Genomic DNA, 20,462 nt, shown 5'->3' on the forward strand with positions numbered 1-20,462 from the left:
ACCGGGCAGACGCAATCCGACGTTTCTGACAAGGATGTCATCCACGCCTGTCGCGAGCAGCGCTAAGCTCGGCGCTCGTCAACCCACACAGGACTGTGACATTCATGAAAACATCCACTGGCAAACGACTGCGTGACACCTTGCTGGTTTCAAGCCTGCTGGTGTCGGCGCTGATGATCGCCACACCTTCCCAAGCCGAAGACGCCAAGCCGACCCGGGTACGCGGCGCGATTACCGCCGTCGAAGGTGACCTGCTGAAGGTGCATAGCAACCGGGGTGAGGACCTGCAGATCAACTTGACCAAGGAGACCCAGGTACGTGGCGTGACCCTCGCCCAAGTGTCCGAGATCAAACCCGGCAGCTACATTGGCTCAGCGGCAGTTCCACAGGCAGATGGCACGCTCAAGGCACTCGAGGTTCATGTGTTCCCGCCGGAAATGGCCGGTACTGGCGATGGCCACCGGGCATTCGATCTGGGCAAGGACAGCACCATGACCAACGGCTCGGTGGGGGATCTGGTGACGAGTAACGGTCGCACCATCACGGTGAATTACAAAGGCGGTCAAAAGAAGATCGTCATCCCCGATGACGTGCCCATCGTCAACTTGGTACCCGCCGACCGAAGCCTGCTCAAGCCTGGCGTGAAGGTGGTGTTGCAGGCACAGAAAACCGATGACGGTGCGTTGAACGCTGTGTCGATTTCTGCGGGAGAGAATGGCGTGACACCGCCGATGTGAGGAAGCCGACGTAAGCAATCAGCATAAGCAATCAGCAGAAGGAACGACGGCTTGCCAATGAGCTTGAGGGGGAAATCATTCGCGGCAAATACGGTGAGGCGATACGCAAGCATCCCCGCCCCCAACCCCGCGAATGAACGCCCTTCTGCTGCGTCCGGATGACCCGTTACAGGCAGGTCGCCAACACGGCACCGCGCTGGTCGACGGCCTTGGCGCCCGCCTTGCCATAGAAATTGATGGTGGTTGACGCCCCTTTGCCTATCACGTCAGCGAAGTACTCGCCTTCGGTGGTGTAGACGGTGAATTCGCCAGAATTGCCTTTATCCATGAACACGTCGGCGACATCACCGAACAGTTGCACGTTGGCCCAGGTCACTTTAATGCACTCAGCGACCGCCGCAGCCGGCTTCTGGCTGGTGTACACCTGTGCCGGACCCGCCGAGCGCGTGTGATTCAAGCTCATGCAACCCGCCAGCATTGCCAGCGCTACTGCTCCCGCCCAGTGTTTCATGACAGTCCTTTCGATAAAAAAGGAGCGATATTAGCAGCAAAGGCCAAGCGCCGCGCCGACGGGTGGGTTGATTACAGCCAATCAATCGTCAGGTTGCGCGGCTGGCGCAGCCGGAGCCGCCTTCCCTCCCTTACCGGGCTTGCCACCCTGCGCTGTCGATTTAGGTTCGGCAGCTGGCGCGACCGGCGCTGCCGCGGCGGCTTCCTTCTCGGCCATCGGCATCTGGTCAATGGTGCTGAAGATTTCCTTGGGATCGATGCTGCCTTTACGGTCGATCTTGATTTCTCCGTCCTTGCCGACCAGAAGCACCTGCGCTTGATCACCCGGCCGCGCGCCGAGTTTCAGATCACGTATCAACGCCATGGTCGACTGCGCATCCATGTCCTTGCCGTTACGCTGGCCGATCATGTTGACGATCGTGTAGAGCACCATGCTGCGCTTGGCAAAGGCCTCCTTGTTGGCCGGCTCATCAAGACTCTTCTTGAGACTCACCAACGTCGGATCCACCGAACTCGAGGCAATGATGATCAACGGACGGGACCTGCCCCGCTCTTGTCCCAGCGGGGTATCACTGTCTGCCGCCAGCAACGGGCTGGACACGGCAAACAGAATGGCGAGGGTCAGTGACCGACTTAACATACGCACCTCCTTTCGATATCCATGCACTGATGATCGCGCATCGTGGCAAAAGGTCCAGGCGATTGGTTGAAAAATCAGGATTTTTTTCTGAAGCGCTGGCGGTAAAAAACCGCAGGAAAGCCGTGAGAGGACCAGCACGGTTGAAGGTGAGCGATTGCCATGGGGAGAAAATCGTGAACAACAAAAAAGGGCGAATCTTTCGATTCGCCCTTTTTCGGACCGCCCAGCAGAGCGGATTTTGTTTGGTAGGCGCGATTGGACTCGAACCAACGACCCCCACCATGTCAAGGTGGTGCTCTAACCAACTGAGCTACGTGCCTGCTGTGGGTCGGCATTCTACGGATATTCAGATAGCTGTCAACGTCTTTTTTTCACACTAACCCTATGAATATGCGAATTTTTTGCAGCTACCGACGCCCGCAATGGCAGACAACGTCAACGGTGCGTCCGGCGCCCCGCACTTTTCGCCTCCTATACTGAAAAAACCGCAGGGCGACGCGCTGATCGACGTCGAAGGATCCATCGCCCTCGCCACATTCAAGGGATTGCCATCGTGAACGTGCGCACCCTGATCGTTACGCTGCTGGTGATCCTGACAGGCTGCACGTCCGCCCAGAAAACCGCGCCCGCAGTCGTGCAGATTTCGCCCCAAACGTGGCATCAGGTCGACCAGGAAATACTGGCCGCATCGAAGACTGCCACCGCGCCGGCCCGCCGCTACGCCACGCAAACCATGGACAGCTGGATGGACAGCGTCTATCAGCGTACCGAGTCCGACTTCATCCCCTGGTTCACCGGTTACTGGACCCAGCAGTGGCTGACCGTCAAAGTCAGCTGGTACAAAGTCAGCAGCCAGAAAGGTGAACAGACACCCGCGCAACGTCTGGACGGCTACTTACAGGAGCAATACCACGAGCGCGTGCTGGACCCGGTGTCCGAGCAGATCGATCCCGATGCGGTCACCGCTCAGGCAACGGCCTACTACATCCAGCTGCTGGGTCAGCAACTGCCTTCCATTGCCCAGCGCTACAACATTCCGAACGAGCAGTTCGACGCCCATTTGAACGGAATTCCCGCCATCACACTGGCGCCACCTGCGACCAGCAACGCAACACTGTATCAACTGACCCATGCCGAGCCGCTGGCGAAGATGCCCGCCTTCGTCGCGCTCATTGACCAGGTTTATAAAGCAGCCAACGGACCCGATGCGGGGCGGCGTGATGCCGGCATTTCTTCGGTAGCGATCCACTCCAGCGAGAAGCTGGAAGCCAGCCTCGCCCCGCGCGGAGCGGCCAGTGCCATTGCTGCCGCAGTGGGTCGGGTTGCTGGCCTGATGATCTCAGTCGGCATGGCGGGTTTCGGCGCTATCACCCACCAGAATGAGCGGGCCGAAATGGAAGAGCAGCTGCGCAACAGCCTTTATGCGGCGCTCAACGAGAAGAAACGCAGCCTGATCGACAATCCGGAGTTTGGCGTGCTGGCCGGTGTTTATTACGTAGCAGGTCAGATTGAAGGCAGTCTGGGCGACGCGCCCTTGTTGCCGTCACCGCTGGACAGCCTGAACACCCCGTAAAACCACTGAGCGCGACTGCCGCTGGTCGCCGTGATGGCACTATGTTTGAAGTCCGACGGCCCAATGTGCAGTTAGGACCGAAGACATGGAGATCACCTGATGAACAAATCATTTGCGGCATTCGCGCTGGGTTGCACCCTCACTCTCACTTCGCTGGCGGCCATGGCTGGCTCCACGTCACCCGACATGGGGCCTCCGCCCTCGCAAACCGGCGTCGACCCAAGGACCCAGGGCAACGATATTCAAAGGCAAGGAACCGACATGGACAAAGGCGACCCGGCTACCGGCATTCGTCGCGGCATGAACACCGGCGCAATGAGCAACGGTACCGGCGGCAGCAATGATGCCGACCTGCCCGGTGGTGACACCACGGGAGGCGGCGCCGCAGGCAGCGGATCGAAAGGCTCAGCAGGTGGCGCCTCCAGCGCCGGCGGTGCAGGAGGCTAGACCGAAAGGCTTAGGCGCATATGGCCAGACGCTGACCTTGCCTGGATGTGAACCTCAAAACCGTCGACAGGTCGCGTATCATCACGGGCCTGTTACAAAGCGCTGTTAATAAAAGGAGCAAGGCGGATACGGTGTTCGCTCTGCCCTTTCGGTTTTGAGGAAGATGACCGTGGGAATAAAGAAATCCGCGCTGGAACTCAAGCGTGACCTGAACGCAATTGCCGCGAATCTGGAAAGCACGGCGGGCGAGATCAGTCGTTTGGCTGAACGTGTTAAAGACGTTGACGTCGTGGCCGTGCTCCACCTCATGAATCAACAATACAAGGATGCCGACCGACTGCGCGCGTACGTCGACGAGATCAAAGCCGGGCGAATCACGCGCAGCAAGGCAGACTGATTTCGCATCGCTCAATGTGAGTCGAAATGCAAAAAGGGCGGCCCTTTCGGGTCGCCCTTTTTATTACCGCCCAGCAGAGCGGATTTTGTCTGGTAGGCGCGATTGGACTCGAACCAACGACCCCCACCATGTCAAGGTGGTGCTCTAACCAACTGAGCTACGTGCCTGCTGTGGGGCGGCATTCTACGGATATTCAACAGACTGTCAACAGTGCCGTTTTAGTAAACCCATGAAATTTCTGATTTTTTAATCTGACTCCCGATCAAGTGGCACATATTTAGGACACTTTATCCTCCCGCCCGCTGGTGGCGGCTTTTTATCTCAGGTAGGATCGGCGCATTCGTAAAATATATTAGACAGGGGCCTTCAGGATGACCAACACCGCATACCCGCAGTCGTACTACGCTGCCTCCGCCAACCCCGCCCCTGCCCGACCGGTATTGCAAGGTGAAGTGGATACGGATGTGTGCGTCATCGGTGCCGGTTACACCGGTCTGTCGAGCGCGCTCTTTCTGCTGGAGAACGGTTTCAAGGTCACGGTGCTTGAGGCAGCAAAGGTCGGCTTCGGGGCGTCCGGCCGAAATGGTGGCCAGATCGTCAACAGTTACAGCCGCGATATCGATGTGATCGAGCGCACCGTCGGACCCAGGCAAGCGCAGCTGATGGGCATGATGGCTTTCGAAGGCGGTCGCATTATCCGCGAGCGCGTCGCCCAGTATCGAATTCAATGCGACTTGAAGGACGGTGGCGTATTTGCGGCGATCACTGACAAGCAGATGGGCCATCTGGAGTCACAGAAAAAGCTCTGGGAGCGCTATGGCCATACCCAGCTGGAATTGATGGACCAGCGTCGCATTCGTGAAGTGGTGGCCTGCGACCAATACATTGGCGGCATGCTCGACATGAGCGGCGGCCATATCCACCCGCTGAACCTGGCGCTGGGCGAAGCCGCCGCTGTGGAATCTCTGGGCGGTACGATTTACGAGCAGTCGGCGGCGATTCGCATCGAGCGCGGCGCCAATCCGGTGATCTACACGGAGCAAGGCAAGGTTCGCGCGAAGTTCATCATCGTTGCCGGCAACGCCTATCTGGGCAACCTGGTGCCGGAACTGGCCGCGAAATCGATGCCATGCGGCACGCAGGTCATCACTACCGAGCCACTGAGCGAAGAACTGGCGAGCACACTCCTGCCGCAGGACTACTGCGTGGAAGACTGCAATTACCTGCTCGACTACTACCGACTCTCAGGTGACAAGCGCCTGATCTTCGGCGGCGGTGTGGTCTACGGGGCACGGGACCCGGCGAACATCGAAGCGATCATTCGACCGAAGATGCTCAAGGCGTTTCCGCAATTGAAGGATGTGAAGATCGATTACGCCTGGACAGGCAATTTCCTTTTGACCTTGTCCCGCCTGCCGCAGGTCGGTCGCCTGGGCGACAACATCTATTATTCACAAGGGTGCAGCGGCCACGGCGTGACGTACACGCACCTGGCAGGCAAGGTGCTGGCCGAGGCATTGCGCGGACAGGCCGAGCGTTTCGATGCGTTCGCCGGCCTGCCTCACTACCCGTTCCCGGGCGGACAGATGTTGCGTACTCCGCTGACCGCCTTGGGTGCGTGGTATTACAGCCTGCGCGATAAGCTTGGGTTCTGATTCAAGAAGCAGAAACGATAACGCGCAGCATCAATGCGCGCTATTAAGCGTCTTGACCGCTTCGCCCGCGGCCTGCTCTTGCCCGGCCTGAGCCAGATCATTGGCAGCCTTGAGCCAGCGCTCGCGGTCGACCGGGACCGGAAGCTGACGAGGGCTCTGCACCAGCACGGCCCAATTGCCCGCGTTGTCCCAGTCCGAGGTGAACGCTTCGAAACTCACGGTCAGGCGACCGAGCCCGGTATAGATCAACACGGTGCGCTTGTTCTGGTTGAAGCCCACCAACACACCGTAACGTTGGTCTTTCCACCACATCGAGCCTTCGGAGAATCGAAGCAGCACCGGGTAACCCGCAGAGACTTGAGCCAAAAGGTCGGGAAACTGATGATCGACCGGGTAGACGACGAAACCGTATTCACGCGCCAGGTTCGCCATGCTCTGATCAAGCTTTTCTTCAGCGCCTGGCAGCTTCAGCGGCTTCTCAAGCAAACCCGGCGTGGTCTGCACACCCTGCACGCTCAACATGCTGGCCAGTGCGAAGGGCCCGCTTTGATAAGCCTTGCCGCGAAAGAACGGCACCGAGTTGAGCTCGACACGGTCTGGCAGGCGCTTGTATTGCGCCGGAACGCCCGGTTCATAGGCATGGGGATCCGCGCAACCGGCCAAGGCCAATACCATGCCCAGCGCCATCCACTTCCGTTTGGTTCCAGGGACATCCGATCGAAACATGCTTCACTCACTTGTCAGGTGCCGGGCAACCCACGACCCGGCCTGGAAGCCGATCATAGAGCCGCCGACGCCCCGGGTATAGCCTCAATACGCAGTCAGCACGCGCCGATAGAACAAATCAGTCATGCAATTCATACCATCGGTCAATTTTCAGCAACAACCGGCGTACTAGACTGTCGGTTACTAAGAGACGAAAAGCGAAGACGCCGGAGGAACCTATGAGCCTCGGAATGACCCTTGTGATGTTGATCGTTGGCTGGCTGGCGGTTGCCGCGGCCATGCTATGGGGTGTGCTGCGGATTTCCCGCCGCCACCATCCGCACTATCGGAGTGCCGATGCAGCAAAGATGGCACAGGTTGTAGAGCACAAACACCGTCATGCCGCCGCGCATTGACGCGAGTGCTTAACCTTTCAAGATTAACCCTTCAAAACGCAGTCAAAAAAAAACGGTCGGTGATGAACTTCATCCCCGACCGTTTTTCATTTCAGCCTGCCGTCAGGCTTTCTCTGCCTGAGCCTCGGCTTCGAGGCGCCTCTGTCTGGCGCGTCGAACCAACATGTTCAGGCCCTCGATCAAGGCCGAGAACGCCATGGCGGTGTACACATAGCCTTTAGGTACATGGGCGCCAAAACCTTCGGCGATCAGCGTCATGCCGATCATGATCAGGAAGCCCAGCGCCAGCATGACCACGGTCGGGTTGTCGTTGATGAACTTCGCCAATGGCTCCGAGGCCACCAGCATCACGATCACGGCGGAAATCACGGCGATGATCATGATGGGCAGGTGTTCGGTCATGCCCACCGCGGTGACGATACTGTCGATGGAGAACACCAGGTCCAGCATCAGGATCTGACCGATCGCAGCGGCCATGCCCATAACGACGGCCTTGGACACCGCCTTCTCTTCTTCGCTCTTGATGTCGACGCTGTGGTGAATCTCGGTGGTCGCTTTCCACACCAGGAACAGACCACCAGCGATCAGGATCATGTCTTTCCAGGAGAACATCTGGCCGAATACTTCAACCACCGGCTCGGTCAACTGCACGATCCACGCCACGGTGGTGAGCAACCCCAGACGCAGGATCAGCGCCATGCTGATACCGATACGACGCGCCTTGGTGCGCTGATGGACAGGCAGCTTGTTGGTCAGGATCGAGATAAAGATCAGGTTATCGATACCCAGCACGATTTCCATGACCACCAGGGTCGCCAATGCTACCCAGGCCGTGGGGCTGGCCGCCAATTGCAGAAGATATTCCATATACCGGTTGTCCAGGTTCTGTTGGAGGAGATAAGCCGGCAGTTTAGACGGACAAACACTTCAGAAAAATTCGTATTTTTTAGGCGTATACTTCGGCTTTTACGAAGTATGCAATGTTCCGAGACGACAGATGCTCAATTACCGACAACTGCATTACTTCTGGGTGGTCGCCAAAACCGGCAGCATCGTGCGGGCCTGCGAGCAGTTGAACCTGACGCCCCAGACCGTGAGCGGACAAATCAGTCTGCTGGAGCAGACCTACGGTGTGGAGTTGTTCAAGCGGGTCGGGCGTCAGTTGGAGCTGACTGAAACCGGTCGCACCGCCCTTCCCTATGCCGAGCAAATGTTTCAACTGGGCGGCGACCTCGAAGCCTTGCTGCGCGCGCAACCGCAAGAGCAGCAGATCCTGTTTCGCGTGGGAGTGGCTGATGTCGTGCCCAAGTCAATCGTCTATCGACTGATCGCGCCTACGATGGCGCTGAGCGAGCCGATACGCATTACCTGCCGCGAGGATCAGCTGGAGCGGTTGTTGGCGGACCTGGCGATTCAGCGCCTGGACCTGGTGATATCCGACAGCCCCATGCCGTCGCACCTGGACATCAAAGGCTATAGCCAGAAGCTGGGGGAATGCGGCGTCAGCTTCTTCGCGACCCGAGCGCTGGCCGCGACGTATGGCCAGGATTTCCCCCATGGGATGCAGGGCGCGCCCCTCTTGATTCCCGGTCAGCAGACGGTGGTGCGCAGCCGCTTGATGCGCTGGTTCGCCGAGCAGAATGTGCAGCCGAAGATCGTCGGCGAGTTCGATGACAGCGCCTTGATGAAGGCATTCGGTAAGTCCGGCAGCGGCATTTTCATTGCGCCGAGCGTGATTGCCGATGAGGTGATGGAGCAGTACGACGTCGAACTGATTGGTCAGACCGACGCCGTGACCGAGTCGTTTTACGCGATCTCGGTCGAGCGCAAGGTCAAGCACCCCGGCATCGTGGCCATCACCGAGGGCGCCCGACGCCAGCTGTTCACCGACTGAATCAGGCGCTGCAGGCCGCAGCGCCTGGCTTGGCGACCATCAACAGCAGCGCCAGCAGGATCGACAACAGAATGATCCCGGCAGCCGCGAAGCCCAGACTGGCCAGGCCAAGGTGATCGATGACCCGACCGCCGATGATCGCGCCAATGCCGATGCCCAAGTTGGCCCCGGCAATGTTCAGCGAAGCTGCAAAGGCCGGAGCCTGTGGCGCCGCCTTCATCAAACGCACATGGCTGACGAGGAACAAGGCGGCCTGCGTCACGCCCCATACCGCGAGGGCCAGGGCCAGCGCGGGCAAAGAATGCATGCTCGGCACCACCATGACCATCCCGCCAATCATGAAGGTGCAAAACGTCAGGCTGGCAATCAGCGGGTGGCGATCCACCAGACGTCCGCCCAGCGAGTTGCCCAACAAGCCGACGGCACCGAAGCCCATCAAGCACCAGCCCACGACGGTGCCGTTGAAACCGGCCAGACGCTCAAGCATGTCGGCCAGATAGGTGTACGCCGTAAACATGCCGCTGAAGACCAACACCGACAGCAGGACATGGCCCTGCATGACCGGGCTGCGCAGGATCCGGAACTGACTGCGAAAGGATGCCTGATCCTTGTGCACGCTTTTCGGCAGGTAGATGAACAGCAGCAACGCCTTGGCGAAGGCAACGACCGACAGGATCGCAAATGCACTGCGCCAGCCGAACGCGTCGGAAATCAGCGTACCGACCGGAATGCCGAACACCGTGGCGCAGACGATGCCGAAGCCGATCTTGGCAATCGCGCGTCCAGCGTGGTCCGGCCCGACAATGTCAACCGCCGTCTCGCTGGCGAGCGCCCAGAACACCGGCAGGCCGAGCGCCGGTATCAAACGGGCAATCGCCATCACCCCGATGTTCGGCGCCATCGCCGCCACGGCATTGGCGAAACCGAACATGATCAGCACCGAAATAAACAGGCGCTTGCGCTCGAAGCGCGAGAAGTACGCCGTCAGGAAAGGACCGAAACAGGCCACGGTGAAGGCGAACAAGGTGACCAGCAGGCCGGCTTGAGGGATTGTCACGGCCAGATCGCGAGCGATGGCCGGCAACAGACCGACAATGACGAACTCCGTGGTCAGCACCGTGAAACCGGCTGCCGACAACAGATAGATGGGGAAAAACATTAAAACTCCAGAACGACAAAACGACCCGTCAGTGAAGAGAGGTCGGTCAGGGTGACATTAAGCGGAACGCGGATGGTATCAGAGACCGGCGCGCAGCGGGCCGACGAATCCAGAGCAATGAGCGTAAACGCCGCCTGAGCAGATTCAGACGGCGGCGCAGTTCAGACGTTCAGTCCGCGCTGCCTGGAGAGCAGGTCAGAACGTGCCCATGTAATCACGTTTGCCGACTTCAACGCCGTTGTGGCGCAGCAGGTCGTAGGTGGTGGTGACGTGGAAGAAGAACTGCGGCAGCGAGTAATGCAGCAGGTAGTTCTGGGTGCTCAGACGCTTTTCCTTGTCGGTGCCCGGACGCAGAACGATTTCGCGCTCTTCGTTGCCGTTGACCTGATCAGGCGTGATGGTGTCCAGAAACGCCAGGACTTTGGACAGCAGCGCCTGCAGTTCGGCAAAGGTGGTTTCGGTGTCGTCATACTTCGGCATTTCAACGCCGGCCAGACGTGCGCCTGCACCTTTGGCGAAATCGACAGCAATCTGCACCTGGCGAACCAGCGGGAACATGTCCGGGAACAGGCGTGCTTGCAGCAGCGCGTCTGGTTGGATGTTTTTGGCGGTGGCGTGGGCTTCACCTTTGGCCAGGACAGCGCCCAGCGCGGTCAGCATTTGCTTGAAGACAGGAATCGAAGCGGCGTACAGGGAAATAGTCATGGGCAGTTCCTGATAAGAAGAATCGCATTGAAGGGCATGCCGAGCATGCGAACGCGGCTTGTCTTTTACCTCATCCAGCCCCTACCCTCATAGCCTTTTTAACGCTTAGGGAAAGGGCCATGTCGACCGAGCCGGATTTTGAGAACAACGCCGAGAACACCGCCGAAGGTTCAGACGCGCTGCAACTGAACAGCACCGAAGTACGCATTCTGGGTTGCCTTATCGAGAAGCAGGCGACCAATCCCGAAACCTACCCGCTGACGCTCAACGCCCTGGTGCTGGCCTGCAATCAGAAAACCAGCCGCGAACCGGTGATGAACCTCACGCCCGGTCAGGTCGGCCAGAGCCTGCGCGCGCTGGAAAGCCTGCAGTTGACTCGCCTGGTCATGGGCAGCCGCGCCGATCGGTGGGAGCACCGGGTCGACAAAACGCTGGAGCTGGTGCCCGCGCAGGTCATCCTGACCGGGTTGCTGCTATTACGTGGCCCGCAGACGGTCAACGAGCTGCTGACCCGCAGCAACCGCATGCATGATTTCGAGGACACCGACGCGGTCATTCATCAACTGGAACGCCTGATTGGGCGCGGCCTGGCGGTCCTGATTCCGAAACAGGCCGGGCAGCGCGAAGACCGTTACATGCACGCGATCGGGGATCCGGCCGACATGGAGGTCATTCTGGCCGCTCGCCAGAACCCGTCCGAGCGCTCAAGCGTTGGTGGCTCGGCGCTGGCGGACAGGGTGGAAGAACTGGAAGCCAGAATTGCGGCGCTGGAAGAACGTTTGGCCAAACTCGAAGGTTGATCGCGCAACCCCAGCTCAGGCAGCGGGGGTCAGACGCCCCGCGCAAACGCCGCAGCCGCCTGATACTGCTCCTGTGTCGGGGTCACGCCGGTATACAGGATGAATTGTTCCAGCGCCTGAATGGCCGCCACCTGATCGCCCGTGATCAAGCGCTTGCCGTACTGTTCGGCGTGGCAAATGAAAGGCGTGCGTGCAGGGGTCGCCACGACGTCGAAAGCCGTGTCGGCCGCCTCAATGGCCGCCGTCTCGAACGCCAGCGTGTCAGCTTGATCCCCTGCCATCCCCAGCGGGGTAACATTGACCAGCAGCGGCGGCCGTTCACTGCCCAGATCGGCTTGCCATTCAAACCCGCAGGTTTGCGCCAACGCCCTGCCCGCCTGTTCATTACGGGCGACGATCAGCCCGTCGCTGAACCCGGCATCGCGCATGGCGCATGCCACCGCCTTGGCCATCCCGCCGCTGCCGCGCAATGCAAAGCGCGTGCGGGGCACGTTATGGGTCTCGAGGAGTTGCGCGACGGCAAGGTAGTCCGTGTTGTAGGCCTTTAAATGGCCACCGGTATTGACGATCGTGTTGATCGAGTCGATGGCGGCGGCCGACGGGTCCAGTTCGTCGACCAAGGCAATGCTCGCTTCCTTGAAGGGCATGGAAACCCCGCACCCACGGATTCCCAACGAACGCATGCCGGCAATGGCGGCGGGCAGGTCGCTGGGTGCAAAGGCCTTGTAATAGAAGTTCAGTCCCAACTGTTGATACAGATGGTTATGAAAGCGCACGCCGAAGTTGCCCGGTCGGCCGGCGAGCGACATACACAACAGCGTTTCCTTGCTTGCAGTAACGGACATGAAATCTCCTGAACGGTATTAGGTAACGCCTTGAGAAAGGCGTAGAATTCAGTTGCTTGCGCCTGTCAACGCAGCATTTGTCATTAAAGTTATCAAACACCTTACACAAAATTTACGCAACGGCTTCGCAGATATCCCGGAATTCGTTGTCTGAGTAGTTATCCCGTGGCAGTGCCTGAGCGTAACGCAGGCTCGCGACAACGGGACTGATCGAGGATTAGTCATGATTCGTCACATCCCCAAGGTTGCCTTGTTGTTAGGTGCCCTCGCCCTCGCAGGTCAGGCTGAAGCCCATGGCGGCGGCCCAGGCTGGGGTGGGGCTGCAGTCATTGGCGCAGTCGTCGGCGGCGTGGTTGGCGCAGCGGTGGCCTCCGGTCCTGTTTATGCGACCCCTGCCCCTGTTTATGCGGCGCCCCCACCTGTATATGCAGCGCCCGCACCTGTTTATTACGCGCCGCCGCCACCGCCGGTTTATTACCAGCCAGCCTACGTAGTTGAGCGCCCGGTTGTGTACGGCCCTCGTTACTATGGCCCACCCCGCTACTACGGCCCGCCGCACGGTTACTACCATGGCGGCGGTCGCTGGTAACAGCGTCCCCGCGATAACGACTTCCGGTCTCGGATTGTCAGTAGCTGAATACACGACCCCGCTCAACAGGCGGGGTTATCGTTTTCAGGGCGTGATGTTTTGAAGCGGGCTCGAATCTCGAGTATTGAAACCCCGACGGTTGAACATGATCGAAATGAAGGTTTTTTCATTTGGCGGACAGCTGACGACGTGCTCACTGCGATAAAACAGGTCGCGAACAGAACAGTGATGATCAATCGGCATGTTCATACTCCGGCAAGTTGTGCTTAAAGCTGCCGTTGGGTCAGCCATCAATAAGAAGGGATGTCCATGCCGACACAAAACCCGCATCGCGCCACAGGACTCTGCACTTCGAGCAAGGTCTACAACGCCCTCACCGAACTCAAGAGTCTGGAAGGCCACCGTACCGCTAAATTTGTGTCGTTGTTGACGCAGAATCTGGTCGAGAAAGGCCTGCTGTCCGAGTCCGAAGTGATCGCCATGCTGGATCAAGTCGTTGACTGACCGGGTGAAGCGCCCCCGTTGCGCTAATCGGCAGTCCAGGCTTTTCTGAAGTCAGCGCCACGCAACCGTGTGACGCGTCTCACGCCTTTACGCATCTTCCTGCCGAAGAACTGACCTCTGGCTCATCAATGACGACTATCGAGAGCAGTGATTTCTGCTCGTTGTCACCGCGCCGTAAAGTAGCCCCATAGATTGATGGAGGCACTTATGACCAAGGTTCAAATCATGTCGGTAGTTGGTAGCGCAGTCCCCGCACAGCTTCGTGAGCGCGGTATGCTGGCCTGCTGGTACCTGATGCAGAACGGCGAGCCCGTCAGTGGTCCACTCCTGTCCTTGCCAGCCGCCCAGGCGCTGTCGCAGCAGATGGCGACCCGAACGCTCAACAGCTGAAACCGAATTCGCTCTTCCCTGAAATCGTGCGTTGCTCCGCACTTCCCTTTAGCCCGCATCCCCTGACGCGGGCTTTTTTTTGCCCTGAATTTGACGCGCTTATCAGATTCGCTCGGCCTGAGTGGCATTGACCTGGCATCGGTGGGCCAACTTCTGCAGGCGTTTTTCCAGGGCACCCAGCACTATGCGGTCGGAACGGCCGCTTTCCAGCTCTTCGATCATCTCGTTGGCCACCAGCCTCAGCTCGTGGGCAATGACCACGCGGTCGTCGTTCTGGTCCAGCTTGTGCGATTCAAACAGACGGTGCAGGTAATCCTCCAGCGTACGCTGCAGGCGATGCCGGTCTGTTGCGCGCAGGTGAACGAGATTGACCGTGATTTTCGCCAGCAGCTCATTGAGTTCGCCGCACAGGTACTGCATGCGCCGCGCGTACCCGGTTTCCCGGTCCCGTACCTGTTTTTGCCGAGCCGCCAGCTCCTGACGACGTTGAATTGCCGGCACGGCCACCGCCATCATCAGCCCGACGATCAAACCGATCGCCTGAATCCAGCCTGCCCAATCGGAAGGTCTTACAAACAGGCCTGTGACAAGCAAGAGCACCGCAACGATCGCCGCGATGAACACCAACGCGGCGTAATCCTTGCTGATAAACCCTTTGGGCATTGCGCAACTCCTAGGTCAGATTGAGTGATGAGCATCGATGGCGTGGAATGCTAATCGGTGACCGGCTGCAGTGCCATGAATATCGAAGCAACCCGTTTAAATACAGGCTTTTTGGATCCTTAACCTGAACGAATGCCATACAACCTGCTTTTATTACTTAAACGTCCAGCGCACCCCATCGACATATTTAGAAACTTGCTCCTAAAATGCGCCGATCTTGTTGTCGCGCTTGATTAAAGTGCGGCCGTCCACGTCGTTACCCTAATAAGTGAGCTTTGCTCTTGAAAATTCGCGCATCCCTTATCGGCCTATTATTTGCACTTACAGGCTCCGCACTTCCCACCGGTGCCCTTGCGAACGAACCCGCTGCTTTCAACCGTGATCCTGCCAATCTTCATCTGGCGTCCGGCAGCGCGATGATCACCGACCTGAAAACCGGTCAGGTGCTGTATTCGAGCAATCCGGACGTGATCGTGCCGATTGCCTCGGTGACCAAGCTGATGACCGCCATGGTCACCCTGGACGCCAAGCTGCCAATGGACGAGATGATCAAGGTCGACATCTCGCAGACCGCTGAAATGAAAGGCGTGTTTTCCCGGGTCAAACTGGGCAGCGAACTCAACCGCCACGACATGCTGCTGATCACCCTGATGTCTTCGGAGAACCGTGCCGCGGCGAGCCTCGCCCACAGTTATCCGGGCGGCTATCCGGCGTTCATCAAGGCGATGAACGCCAAGGCCAAGGCGCTGGGCATGACCCACACCGTTTATATGGAGCCGACCGGCCTGTCGGTGTTCAACGTGTCGACCGCGCGTGATCTGACCAAGCTGGCCCTGGCGGCACGCAGCTACCCGATGCTGAGCGAGCTGAGCACGACCCCGGAAAAAACCGTGACGTTCCGCAAGCCGACCTACAGCCTGGGCTTCAGCAACACCGACCATCTGGTCCGCAAATCCAACTGGGACATCAAGCTGACCAAAACCGGCTTCACCAATCAGGCGGGGCATTGCCTGGTGCTGCTGACCAGCATGGCGAACCGTCAGGTGTCGGTGGTGATTCTCGATGCCTTCGGCAAGTTCACCCACTTCGCCGACGCCAGCCGCATGCGTTTGTGGATGGAAACCGGCAAGAGCGGCCCTGCGCCAGAAGTCGCGCTGCAGTACAAGAAGGAAAAGAACCTGATGATGAAGCAGAAAGGGCTTCAGGCATCCGAGTGATCGGCTGACCCGTGACCCTCAGGGTTCAAACCCTGAGGGTGGGGCGTGCACACACTCCCACGCCGAGAAGGACAGTGTCTGCCCTAGCCCACTGTCTCAGCCACCACTGCCAGCGTATCCCCGCACTGCACCAGCCCCGGAAAATGCCGGGCGGCGAGCAGGCCGCTGCGACGGGCCCGGTACTCCACAGGTGCCGCCCCGGTGCGCTTGATGTCATGCACCCGCGCGATCACCTCCCCCTTGCTCACCTCCTCACCCAGATCGCGGCACATTTCCAGCAAGCCGTCATGTTCACTTGCCATGAAGCAGTCGCCGTCGGGCATGTCGAGCATCACGGTCGGGCGCAGCGCGATGTCGCCCTCGACAATCCCCGCATGCACCAGCAGGTTATGCACCCCACGCTCGGCAATCGCCACGCTGCGGGCACTGGACGAACCGCCGCCACCGAGCTCGGTGGTCACGAACACCTTGCCCTGTTGTTCGGCGGCCGTGTCGTACATCGCGCCTGCGTCAAGCTCCAGCATGCGCATGCTGTAAGGCGCATTGAACGCGCGCATACCCGCTTCGCACTGTGCCTGCTGGTGCTTATCCGGCAACACGTGGCAGGCGGCGAACGGCAGGAAATCCAGCGTCCGTCCGCCGGAATGGATGTCCAGTACGATGTCGGCCAGCGGCAGCAGGGTCCGCCGAAAATAGTCGGCGATCTTTTCCGTGACCGTGCCGTCCGGCTTGCCAGGAAAACTGCGATTGAGATTACCCTTGTCGATCGGCGACGTACGCCTCCCCGCCTGAAACGCCGGCGTGTTCATGAAAGGCACGATGATCACGCGCCCACTGACCTCGTCGGCACTCAGCTGTTGTGCCAGCTTGCTCAGCGCCACCGGACCTTCGTACTCATCGCCGTGATTGCCACCGGTCAACAGCGCGGTCGGCCCCGCGCCGCGCTTGATCACGGTGATCGGGATCATCACCGCGCCCCACGCCGAGTCGTCTCGGGAATACGGCAGCTTGAGAAAGCCGTGCTGCACGCCGTCACGCTCGAAATCGACGGTGGCGCTGATCGGGTTGTCGGTCAAATCATTCATGGATCAGTCCTTCACCAACAGCTGACGCGGCACGTTGCACAGGGTTTCGACGCCGGTGTCGGTGATCAGAATGCTTTCAGTGATTTCCAGCCCCCAATCGTCCATCCACAGGCCCGGCATGAAGTGGAAGGTCATGCCCGGCTGCAACACACTGGTGTCGCCCGGGCGCAGGCTCATGGTGCGTTCGCCCCAATCCGGCGGATAACTGATCCCGATCGGATAACCGCAACGGCTGTCCTTGTGGATGTTGAATTTCTCCAGCACGCCGAAAAACGCCTTGGCGATGTCGCCGGTGGTGTTGCCCGGTTTGGCGGCTTCCAGCCCTGCGGCAATGCCTTCCACGACGGCTTTTTCACCTTCGATGAAACGCTTGGGCGGCGTGCCAAGGTAGATCGTGCGCGACAACGGGCAGTGATAGCGCTTGTAGCACCCGGCGATCTCGAAGAAGGTGCCGGCGCCTTTCTCGAACGGCGTGTCGTCCCAGGTGAGGTGTGGTGCGCTGGCGTCGGCGCCAGTCGGCAGCAACGGCACGATGGCCGGGTAATCGCCACCGTAGCCGTCGGCGCCGAGGATACCGGTGCTGTAGATCTCGGCCACCAGTTCGTTCTTGCGCATCCCCGGTTCGATGCGTTCATAGATGCGCGCGTGCATGTTTTCGACGATGCGCGCAGCGATGCGCATGTACTCGATTTCCCGAGGCGACTTGATTGCGCGCTGCCAGTTGACCAGCCCGACAGCGTCGATCAGCGTCGCGCTGGGCAGGTGTTTTTTCAGCGACAGATAAGCGGCGGCGCTGAAATAGTAATTGTCCATTTCCAGACCGATGTTCAACGCAGACCAGCCGCGCGGCGCCAGCACTTCCTGGCACAGGTAATCCATCGGGTGGCGTTCGCGGGACTGCACGTAGAAGTCCGGGTAGCCGACGATGTTGTCGTGCTGCATGAAGACCGTGCGCTTGGCACCGTTGGCGTCCTGACCACGGCCGAACCACACCGGTTCGCCGTCCATCGCCAGCAATACGCACTGGTGAACATAGAACGACCACCCGTCATAGCCGGTCAGCCAGGCCATGTTCGACGGGTCGGTCACCAACAGCAACTCGATACCCTGCGCCTGCATCGACTGGCGCACCTTGGCCAGTCGCTGGGCGTATTCATCCCTTGAGAAAGGAAGATTGACGACTATCTGAGACATGCAGATGCCCTCTGTAGATGACGCACTGATAAAAAGGATGGGGAAAATTCAGCCACCGAAGCGCAGGCCCTTGCCCGCCTCCACGGCACGATCGAAAGCCAGGTTGGCGATCGCCGTGTCCTGAGCGCCGGTCCCGGTGAGGTCGCACAAGGAGATTTGGTGCTCATCACTGCGGCCCGGCTTGTGCCCGGCGATGACTTGACCGAGCTCGGCGAAATTCGACTCATCGCTGACGGCGCCAGACGCCAGCGCGTGATGCAGTTCGCCCAGCACCCGGGTCTGGCTCAGGCGATCGGCGACGTAGCGATCCACCTGCGCAAGGGCCTGCGGGGCTATTTCGTTCTTGTGTTCAGCATCGGAGCCCATGGCCGTGATGTGCAAACCCGGCTGCAGGTGGCGTGCTTCGATCAGCGGCTCCCGGCTCGGGGTGCAGGTGACGGCGATGTCGACGCCGTCCATGGCTTCATCAAGGGTCTGGCAAAGCCGAATGGTCAGGCCGGATTCATCACCCAACTGCGCAGCGAAGCCTTCAGCCTTGGCGGCATCCCGCGCCCAAAGGCGGACTTCTTCGATGGGCCGCACCAGCCGCAATGCCTGCAACTGCAACGCCGCCTGCTCGCCCGCCCCGATCAGCGCCACGCTGCGGCTGTTTTCGCGAGACAACCAGCGAGCCGCGACGGCGCCCGCCGCGGCTGTCCTGACGGCGGTGAGATAGCCGTTGTCCAGCAGCAACGCGTCCAGCAGACCGGTGCGCGCCGAGAGCAGCATCATCATCCCGTTCAGGCTCGGCAGACCGAGCTTGGGGTTGTCGAAAAAGCCCGGACTGACCTTGATCGCGAAGCGTTCCAGCCCCGGCAGGTAGGCGGTCTTCACATCGACTTCGCCATTGTGTTCAGGGATGTCCAGACGCAGGATCGGCGGCATGGCCACCGCCGCGGTGGCGAGCAGACGAAACGCGTGTTCGATGGCGTCCACACTCGCGACATCCAGCGCAATGCAGCTGCGCAGATCGCTTTCGCTCAACAGGGTGACTTCACTCATTGATTGGCTCCGGCCAGTACACGCAGGTGTTGTTCGAGGTCCACATTGCGCCCGCTGACCACCACCACAATGGGTCCACGGGGTTCGATCACGCCATCGAGCAGGGCTGCAATCCCCACGGCGGCCGCGCCTTCGACGACTTGCCGCTCTTGAAAGTAGGCGTGCCGGATGCCGTTGCCGATCGAGGCTTCATCCAGCAGGTGAACCTGATCGCACAGCGCGCGCGTCATGGAAAAGGTCAAGCGGTTGTCCAGGCCAATGCCGCCGCCGAGTGAGTCGGCGAGGGTCGGCAACTCTTCGACGTCAACCGGGTAACCGGCCTGAAGACTGGCGTGCATGGCGGCACCGCGCTGCATGGAGATGCCGTGCAGACGAATGTGCGGGTTGGCGGCTTTCAGTGCGAGGGCAACACCACTGAACAGGCCGCCACCGGACAGCGGAATCAGTACCTGCGCGACCTCCGGGAGTTGTTCAATGATTTCCAGACCGAGAGTGCCCTGGCCGGCAATGATTGCGGGGTGATCGAACGGCGGCAGCAGCACCGCGCCCTGTTCGCGAGCCATTCGCTGCGCTTCACGTTGAGCGTCATCCTGGGATTGACCGACGATGCAGACCTCGGCGCCGAGATCGCGGATCGCCTGCACCTTGTTCGACGGCACGAGGTGCGACAGGCAAACAGTGGCTTTGACCTTCAGTTGTGAAGCGGCATACGCCAGCGCGCGACCGTGATTACCCGTCGATGCGGCGACCACGCCTTTGGCGCGTTGCTCAGTGTCCAGTTGCGCGATGGCGTTGCTCGCGCCACGCAACTTGAAGCTGCCGGTGATCTGCTGCGACTCCAGCTTCAGGTAAACCGGAACGCCCATGCGCCTCGACAGACTGGGCGAATGCTCCATGGGCGTGACCCGCACCTGCGACGCGATGCGCTGGCGAGCGAGGAAGACATCGTTGAGCTGCAACCCTGACATGACCGCGTCCCGACTGAGGTGTTGGTCGCAGTCTAAAAGCCGCAAATTGTGCTGATGAATGTACTAGGGCAATTTTCTGGAAAAACTTGCCTGGTATTCCGCATCGCTGTCTGACCTGCGAATGATCGCCTTCAAGCTGGCCAAAGGCGTGAGAGCCTGGCAAGCCAGTCTTGAATCGTGTGCATGTCCGTTATGTCGGGTGGCGCTGCTGTTTTGGTTTGTCCTAACGGCCAAACTGTTCCGCCTTCGGGGGGTAACCCGCCGAAGGCGGAACAGGTCTGGCGTTAGCCAGACCCCATGAGCGCCCCAAAACAACGGATATGAGCAC

At 59.7% G+C, this 20,462-nt stretch carries 25 protein-coding genes and 2 tRNA genes; 13 read left to right on the forward strand and 14 right to left on the reverse strand.

Going from position 1 to position 20,462, the window contains the following annotated elements:
• Positions 1 to 104 precede the first annotated feature (104 nt).
• Positions 105 to 737 (forward strand): DUF5666 domain-containing protein, encoded by a 633-nt coding sequence (locus BLS87_RS15110; protein WP_074753296.1) that lies wholly within the window; start codon positions 105 to 107, stop codon positions 735 to 737.
• A 166-nt stretch (positions 738 to 903) separates the two neighbouring features.
• On the opposite strand, the gene BLS87_RS15115 is transcribed toward BLS87_RS15110, so the two are convergent.
• The 3 genes from BLS87_RS15115 to BLS87_RS15125 form a co-directional block, all read right to left on the reverse strand.
• Positions 904 to 1,248, reverse strand: a complete 345-nt coding sequence (locus tag BLS87_RS15115; protein ID WP_074753297.1) for a hypothetical protein — start codon at positions 1,246 to 1,248, stop codon at positions 904 to 906.
• A gap of 81 nt (positions 1,249 to 1,329) precedes the next feature.
• The gene (locus BLS87_RS15120) at positions 1,330 to 1,887 is read right to left on the reverse strand and encodes a DUF4174 domain-containing protein (RefSeq protein WP_074753298.1); all 558 of its coding nucleotides are present in this window, start codon (positions 1,885 to 1,887) and stop codon (positions 1,330 to 1,332) included.
• Positions 1,888 to 2,130: 243 nt separating this feature from the next.
• A tRNA-Val gene (locus BLS87_RS15125) sits at positions 2,131 to 2,207 on the reverse strand.
• A gap of 102 nt (positions 2,208 to 2,309) precedes the next feature.
• Between BLS87_RS15125 and BLS87_RS34935 the strand changes: the two genes are divergently transcribed.
• From BLS87_RS34935 to BLS87_RS15140, 4 genes are all read left to right on the forward strand, one after another.
• Positions 2,310 to 2,444: a hypothetical protein gene (locus BLS87_RS34935; protein WP_279616215.1), complete on the forward strand. Its 135-nt coding sequence runs from the start codon at positions 2,310 to 2,312 to the stop codon at positions 2,442 to 2,444.
• A complete protein-coding gene (locus BLS87_RS15130; protein WP_143024389.1) occupies positions 2,441 to 3,460 on the forward strand; it encodes a hypothetical protein in 1,020 nt (339 codons plus the stop codon). Before BLS87_RS34935 ends, BLS87_RS15130 begins: the two co-directional genes overlap by 4 nt.
• Positions 3,461 to 3,559: 99 nt before the next feature.
• Positions 3,560 to 3,907: a hypothetical protein gene (locus tag BLS87_RS15135; protein WP_074753299.1), complete on the forward strand. Its 348-nt coding sequence runs from the start codon at positions 3,560 to 3,562 to the stop codon at positions 3,905 to 3,907.
• A 163-nt stretch (positions 3,908 to 4,070) separates the two neighbouring features.
• Complete coding sequence (locus BLS87_RS15140) at positions 4,071 to 4,304, forward strand: hypothetical protein (protein ID WP_244165842.1); 234 nt, start codon at positions 4,071 to 4,073, stop codon at positions 4,302 to 4,304.
• Between the two features lie 90 nt (positions 4,305 to 4,394).
• On the opposite strand, the gene BLS87_RS15145 is transcribed toward BLS87_RS15140, so the two are convergent.
• Positions 4,395 to 4,471 (reverse strand) — tRNA-Val (locus tag BLS87_RS15145).
• Between the two features lie 204 nt (positions 4,472 to 4,675).
• Between BLS87_RS15145 and BLS87_RS15150 the strand changes: the two genes are divergently transcribed.
• Positions 4,676 to 5,959: an NAD(P)/FAD-dependent oxidoreductase gene (locus BLS87_RS15150; RefSeq protein WP_074753300.1), complete on the forward strand. Its 1,284-nt coding sequence runs from the start codon at positions 4,676 to 4,678 to the stop codon at positions 5,957 to 5,959.
• A gap of 30 nt (positions 5,960 to 5,989) precedes the next feature.
• Here BLS87_RS15150 and BLS87_RS15155 read toward each other — a convergent pair whose 3' ends face one another.
• Positions 5,990 to 6,685, reverse strand: coding sequence for a hypothetical protein (locus tag BLS87_RS15155; RefSeq protein ID WP_074753301.1), 696 nt, complete (start codon positions 6,683 to 6,685; stop codon positions 5,990 to 5,992).
• Between the two features lie 218 nt (positions 6,686 to 6,903).
• Here BLS87_RS15155 and BLS87_RS34190 point away from each other — a divergent pair, with 218 nt between their 5' ends.
• The gene (locus BLS87_RS34190) at positions 6,904 to 7,080 is read left to right on the forward strand and encodes a hypothetical protein (protein WP_167362071.1); all 177 of its coding nucleotides are present in this window, start codon (positions 6,904 to 6,906) and stop codon (positions 7,078 to 7,080) included.
• Between the two features lie 102 nt (positions 7,081 to 7,182).
• Here BLS87_RS34190 and BLS87_RS15160 read toward each other — a convergent pair whose 3' ends face one another.
• Positions 7,183 to 7,947, reverse strand: coding sequence for a TerC family protein (locus BLS87_RS15160; protein ID WP_074753302.1), 765 nt, complete (start codon positions 7,945 to 7,947; stop codon positions 7,183 to 7,185).
• 130 nt (positions 7,948 to 8,077) lie between these two features.
• On the opposite strand from BLS87_RS15160, the gene nhaR reads away from it, so the two are divergent.
• Positions 8,078 to 8,974 carry a transcriptional activator NhaR gene (gene nhaR / locus BLS87_RS15165; protein WP_074753303.1) on the forward strand — a complete coding sequence of 299 codons (897 nt, stop codon included), beginning with the start codon at positions 8,078 to 8,080 and terminating at the stop codon, positions 8,972 to 8,974.
• A 1-nt stretch (position 8,975) separates the two neighbouring features.
• Here the strand turns inward: nhaR and BLS87_RS15170 are convergent, their stop codons facing one another.
• Together BLS87_RS15170 and BLS87_RS15175 are read right to left on the reverse strand one after the other, a co-directional pair.
• Positions 8,976 to 10,133 carry an MFS transporter gene (locus BLS87_RS15170; protein WP_074753304.1) on the reverse strand — a complete coding sequence of 386 codons (1,158 nt, stop codon included), beginning with the start codon at positions 10,131 to 10,133 and terminating at the stop codon, positions 8,976 to 8,978.
• Positions 10,134 to 10,328: 195 nt separating this feature from the next.
• On the reverse strand, positions 10,329 to 10,838 hold the full coding sequence (locus BLS87_RS15175; protein ID WP_074753305.1) for a DUF1993 domain-containing protein: 510 nt from the start codon (positions 10,836 to 10,838) through the stop codon (positions 10,329 to 10,331).
• Positions 10,839 to 10,957: 119 nt separating this feature from the next.
• Between BLS87_RS15175 and BLS87_RS15180 the strand changes: the two genes are divergently transcribed.
• Entirely contained in the window at positions 10,958 to 11,638 is a 681-nt protein-coding gene (locus BLS87_RS15180) for a YceH family protein (protein WP_074753306.1), read from the forward strand.
• 29 nt (positions 11,639 to 11,667) lie between these two features.
• On the opposite strand, the gene BLS87_RS15185 is transcribed toward BLS87_RS15180, so the two are convergent.
• Positions 11,668 to 12,483 (reverse strand): shikimate 5-dehydrogenase, encoded by an 816-nt coding sequence (locus BLS87_RS15185; protein ID WP_074753307.1) that lies wholly within the window; start codon positions 12,481 to 12,483, stop codon positions 11,668 to 11,670.
• A gap of 223 nt (positions 12,484 to 12,706) precedes the next feature.
• Here BLS87_RS15185 and BLS87_RS15190 point away from each other — a divergent pair, with 223 nt between their 5' ends.
• From BLS87_RS15190 to BLS87_RS15200, 3 genes are all read left to right on the forward strand, one after another.
• The gene (locus BLS87_RS15190; RefSeq protein ID WP_074753308.1) at positions 12,707 to 13,072 is read left to right on the forward strand and encodes a hypothetical protein; all 366 of its coding nucleotides are present in this window, start codon (positions 12,707 to 12,709) and stop codon (positions 13,070 to 13,072) included.
• Between the two features lie 309 nt (positions 13,073 to 13,381).
• Positions 13,382 to 13,576, forward strand: a complete 195-nt coding sequence (locus BLS87_RS15195; protein ID WP_074753309.1) for a hypothetical protein — start codon at positions 13,382 to 13,384, stop codon at positions 13,574 to 13,576.
• A 207-nt stretch (positions 13,577 to 13,783) separates the two neighbouring features.
• Positions 13,784 to 13,966 (forward strand): hypothetical protein, encoded by a 183-nt coding sequence (locus BLS87_RS15200; RefSeq protein ID WP_074753310.1) that lies wholly within the window; start codon positions 13,784 to 13,786, stop codon positions 13,964 to 13,966.
• A gap of 102 nt (positions 13,967 to 14,068) precedes the next feature.
• Here the strand turns inward: BLS87_RS15200 and BLS87_RS15205 are convergent, their stop codons facing one another.
• Entirely contained in the window at positions 14,069 to 14,629 is a 561-nt protein-coding gene (locus BLS87_RS15205) for a DUF5336 domain-containing protein (RefSeq protein ID WP_074753311.1), read from the reverse strand.
• A 281-nt stretch (positions 14,630 to 14,910) separates the two neighbouring features.
• Here BLS87_RS15205 and pbpG point away from each other — a divergent pair, with 281 nt between their 5' ends.
• Entirely contained in the window at positions 14,911 to 15,846 is a 936-nt protein-coding gene (gene pbpG, locus BLS87_RS15210) for a D-alanyl-D-alanine endopeptidase (RefSeq protein WP_074753312.1), read from the forward strand.
• Positions 15,847 to 15,929: 83 nt separating this feature from the next.
• Here the strand turns inward: pbpG and doeB are convergent, their stop codons facing one another.
• Genes doeB through eutB form a run of 4 tightly spaced genes read right to left on the reverse strand, consistent with a single transcriptional unit; the run spans position 15,930 to position 20,134 of the window.
• Positions 15,930 to 16,931: a N(2)-acetyl-L-2,4-diaminobutanoate deacetylase DoeB gene (gene doeB / locus BLS87_RS15215; RefSeq protein ID WP_074753313.1), complete on the reverse strand. Its 1,002-nt coding sequence runs from the start codon at positions 16,929 to 16,931 to the stop codon at positions 15,930 to 15,932.
• A 3-nt stretch (positions 16,932 to 16,934) separates the two neighbouring features.
• Positions 16,935 to 18,125 carry an ectoine hydrolase DoeA gene (doeA, locus tag BLS87_RS15220; RefSeq protein WP_074753314.1) on the reverse strand — a complete coding sequence of 397 codons (1,191 nt, stop codon included), beginning with the start codon at positions 18,123 to 18,125 and terminating at the stop codon, positions 16,935 to 16,937.
• 48 nt (positions 18,126 to 18,173) lie between these two features.
• Entirely contained in the window at positions 18,174 to 19,166 is a 993-nt protein-coding gene (eutC, locus tag BLS87_RS15225; protein WP_074753315.1) for an ectoine utilization protein EutC, read from the reverse strand.
• Entirely contained in the window at positions 19,163 to 20,134 is a 972-nt protein-coding gene (eutB, locus tag BLS87_RS15230) for a hydroxyectoine utilization dehydratase EutB (protein WP_074753316.1), read from the reverse strand. Before eutB ends, eutC begins: the two co-directional genes overlap by 4 nt.
• Between the last annotated feature and the right edge of the window lie 328 nt (positions 20,135 to 20,462).

It is taken from the genome of Pseudomonas abietaniphila, assembly GCF_900100795.1.
In the GTDB taxonomy this organism is placed as follows: domain Bacteria; phylum Pseudomonadota; class Gammaproteobacteria; order Pseudomonadales; family Pseudomonadaceae; genus Aquipseudomonas; species Aquipseudomonas abietaniphila.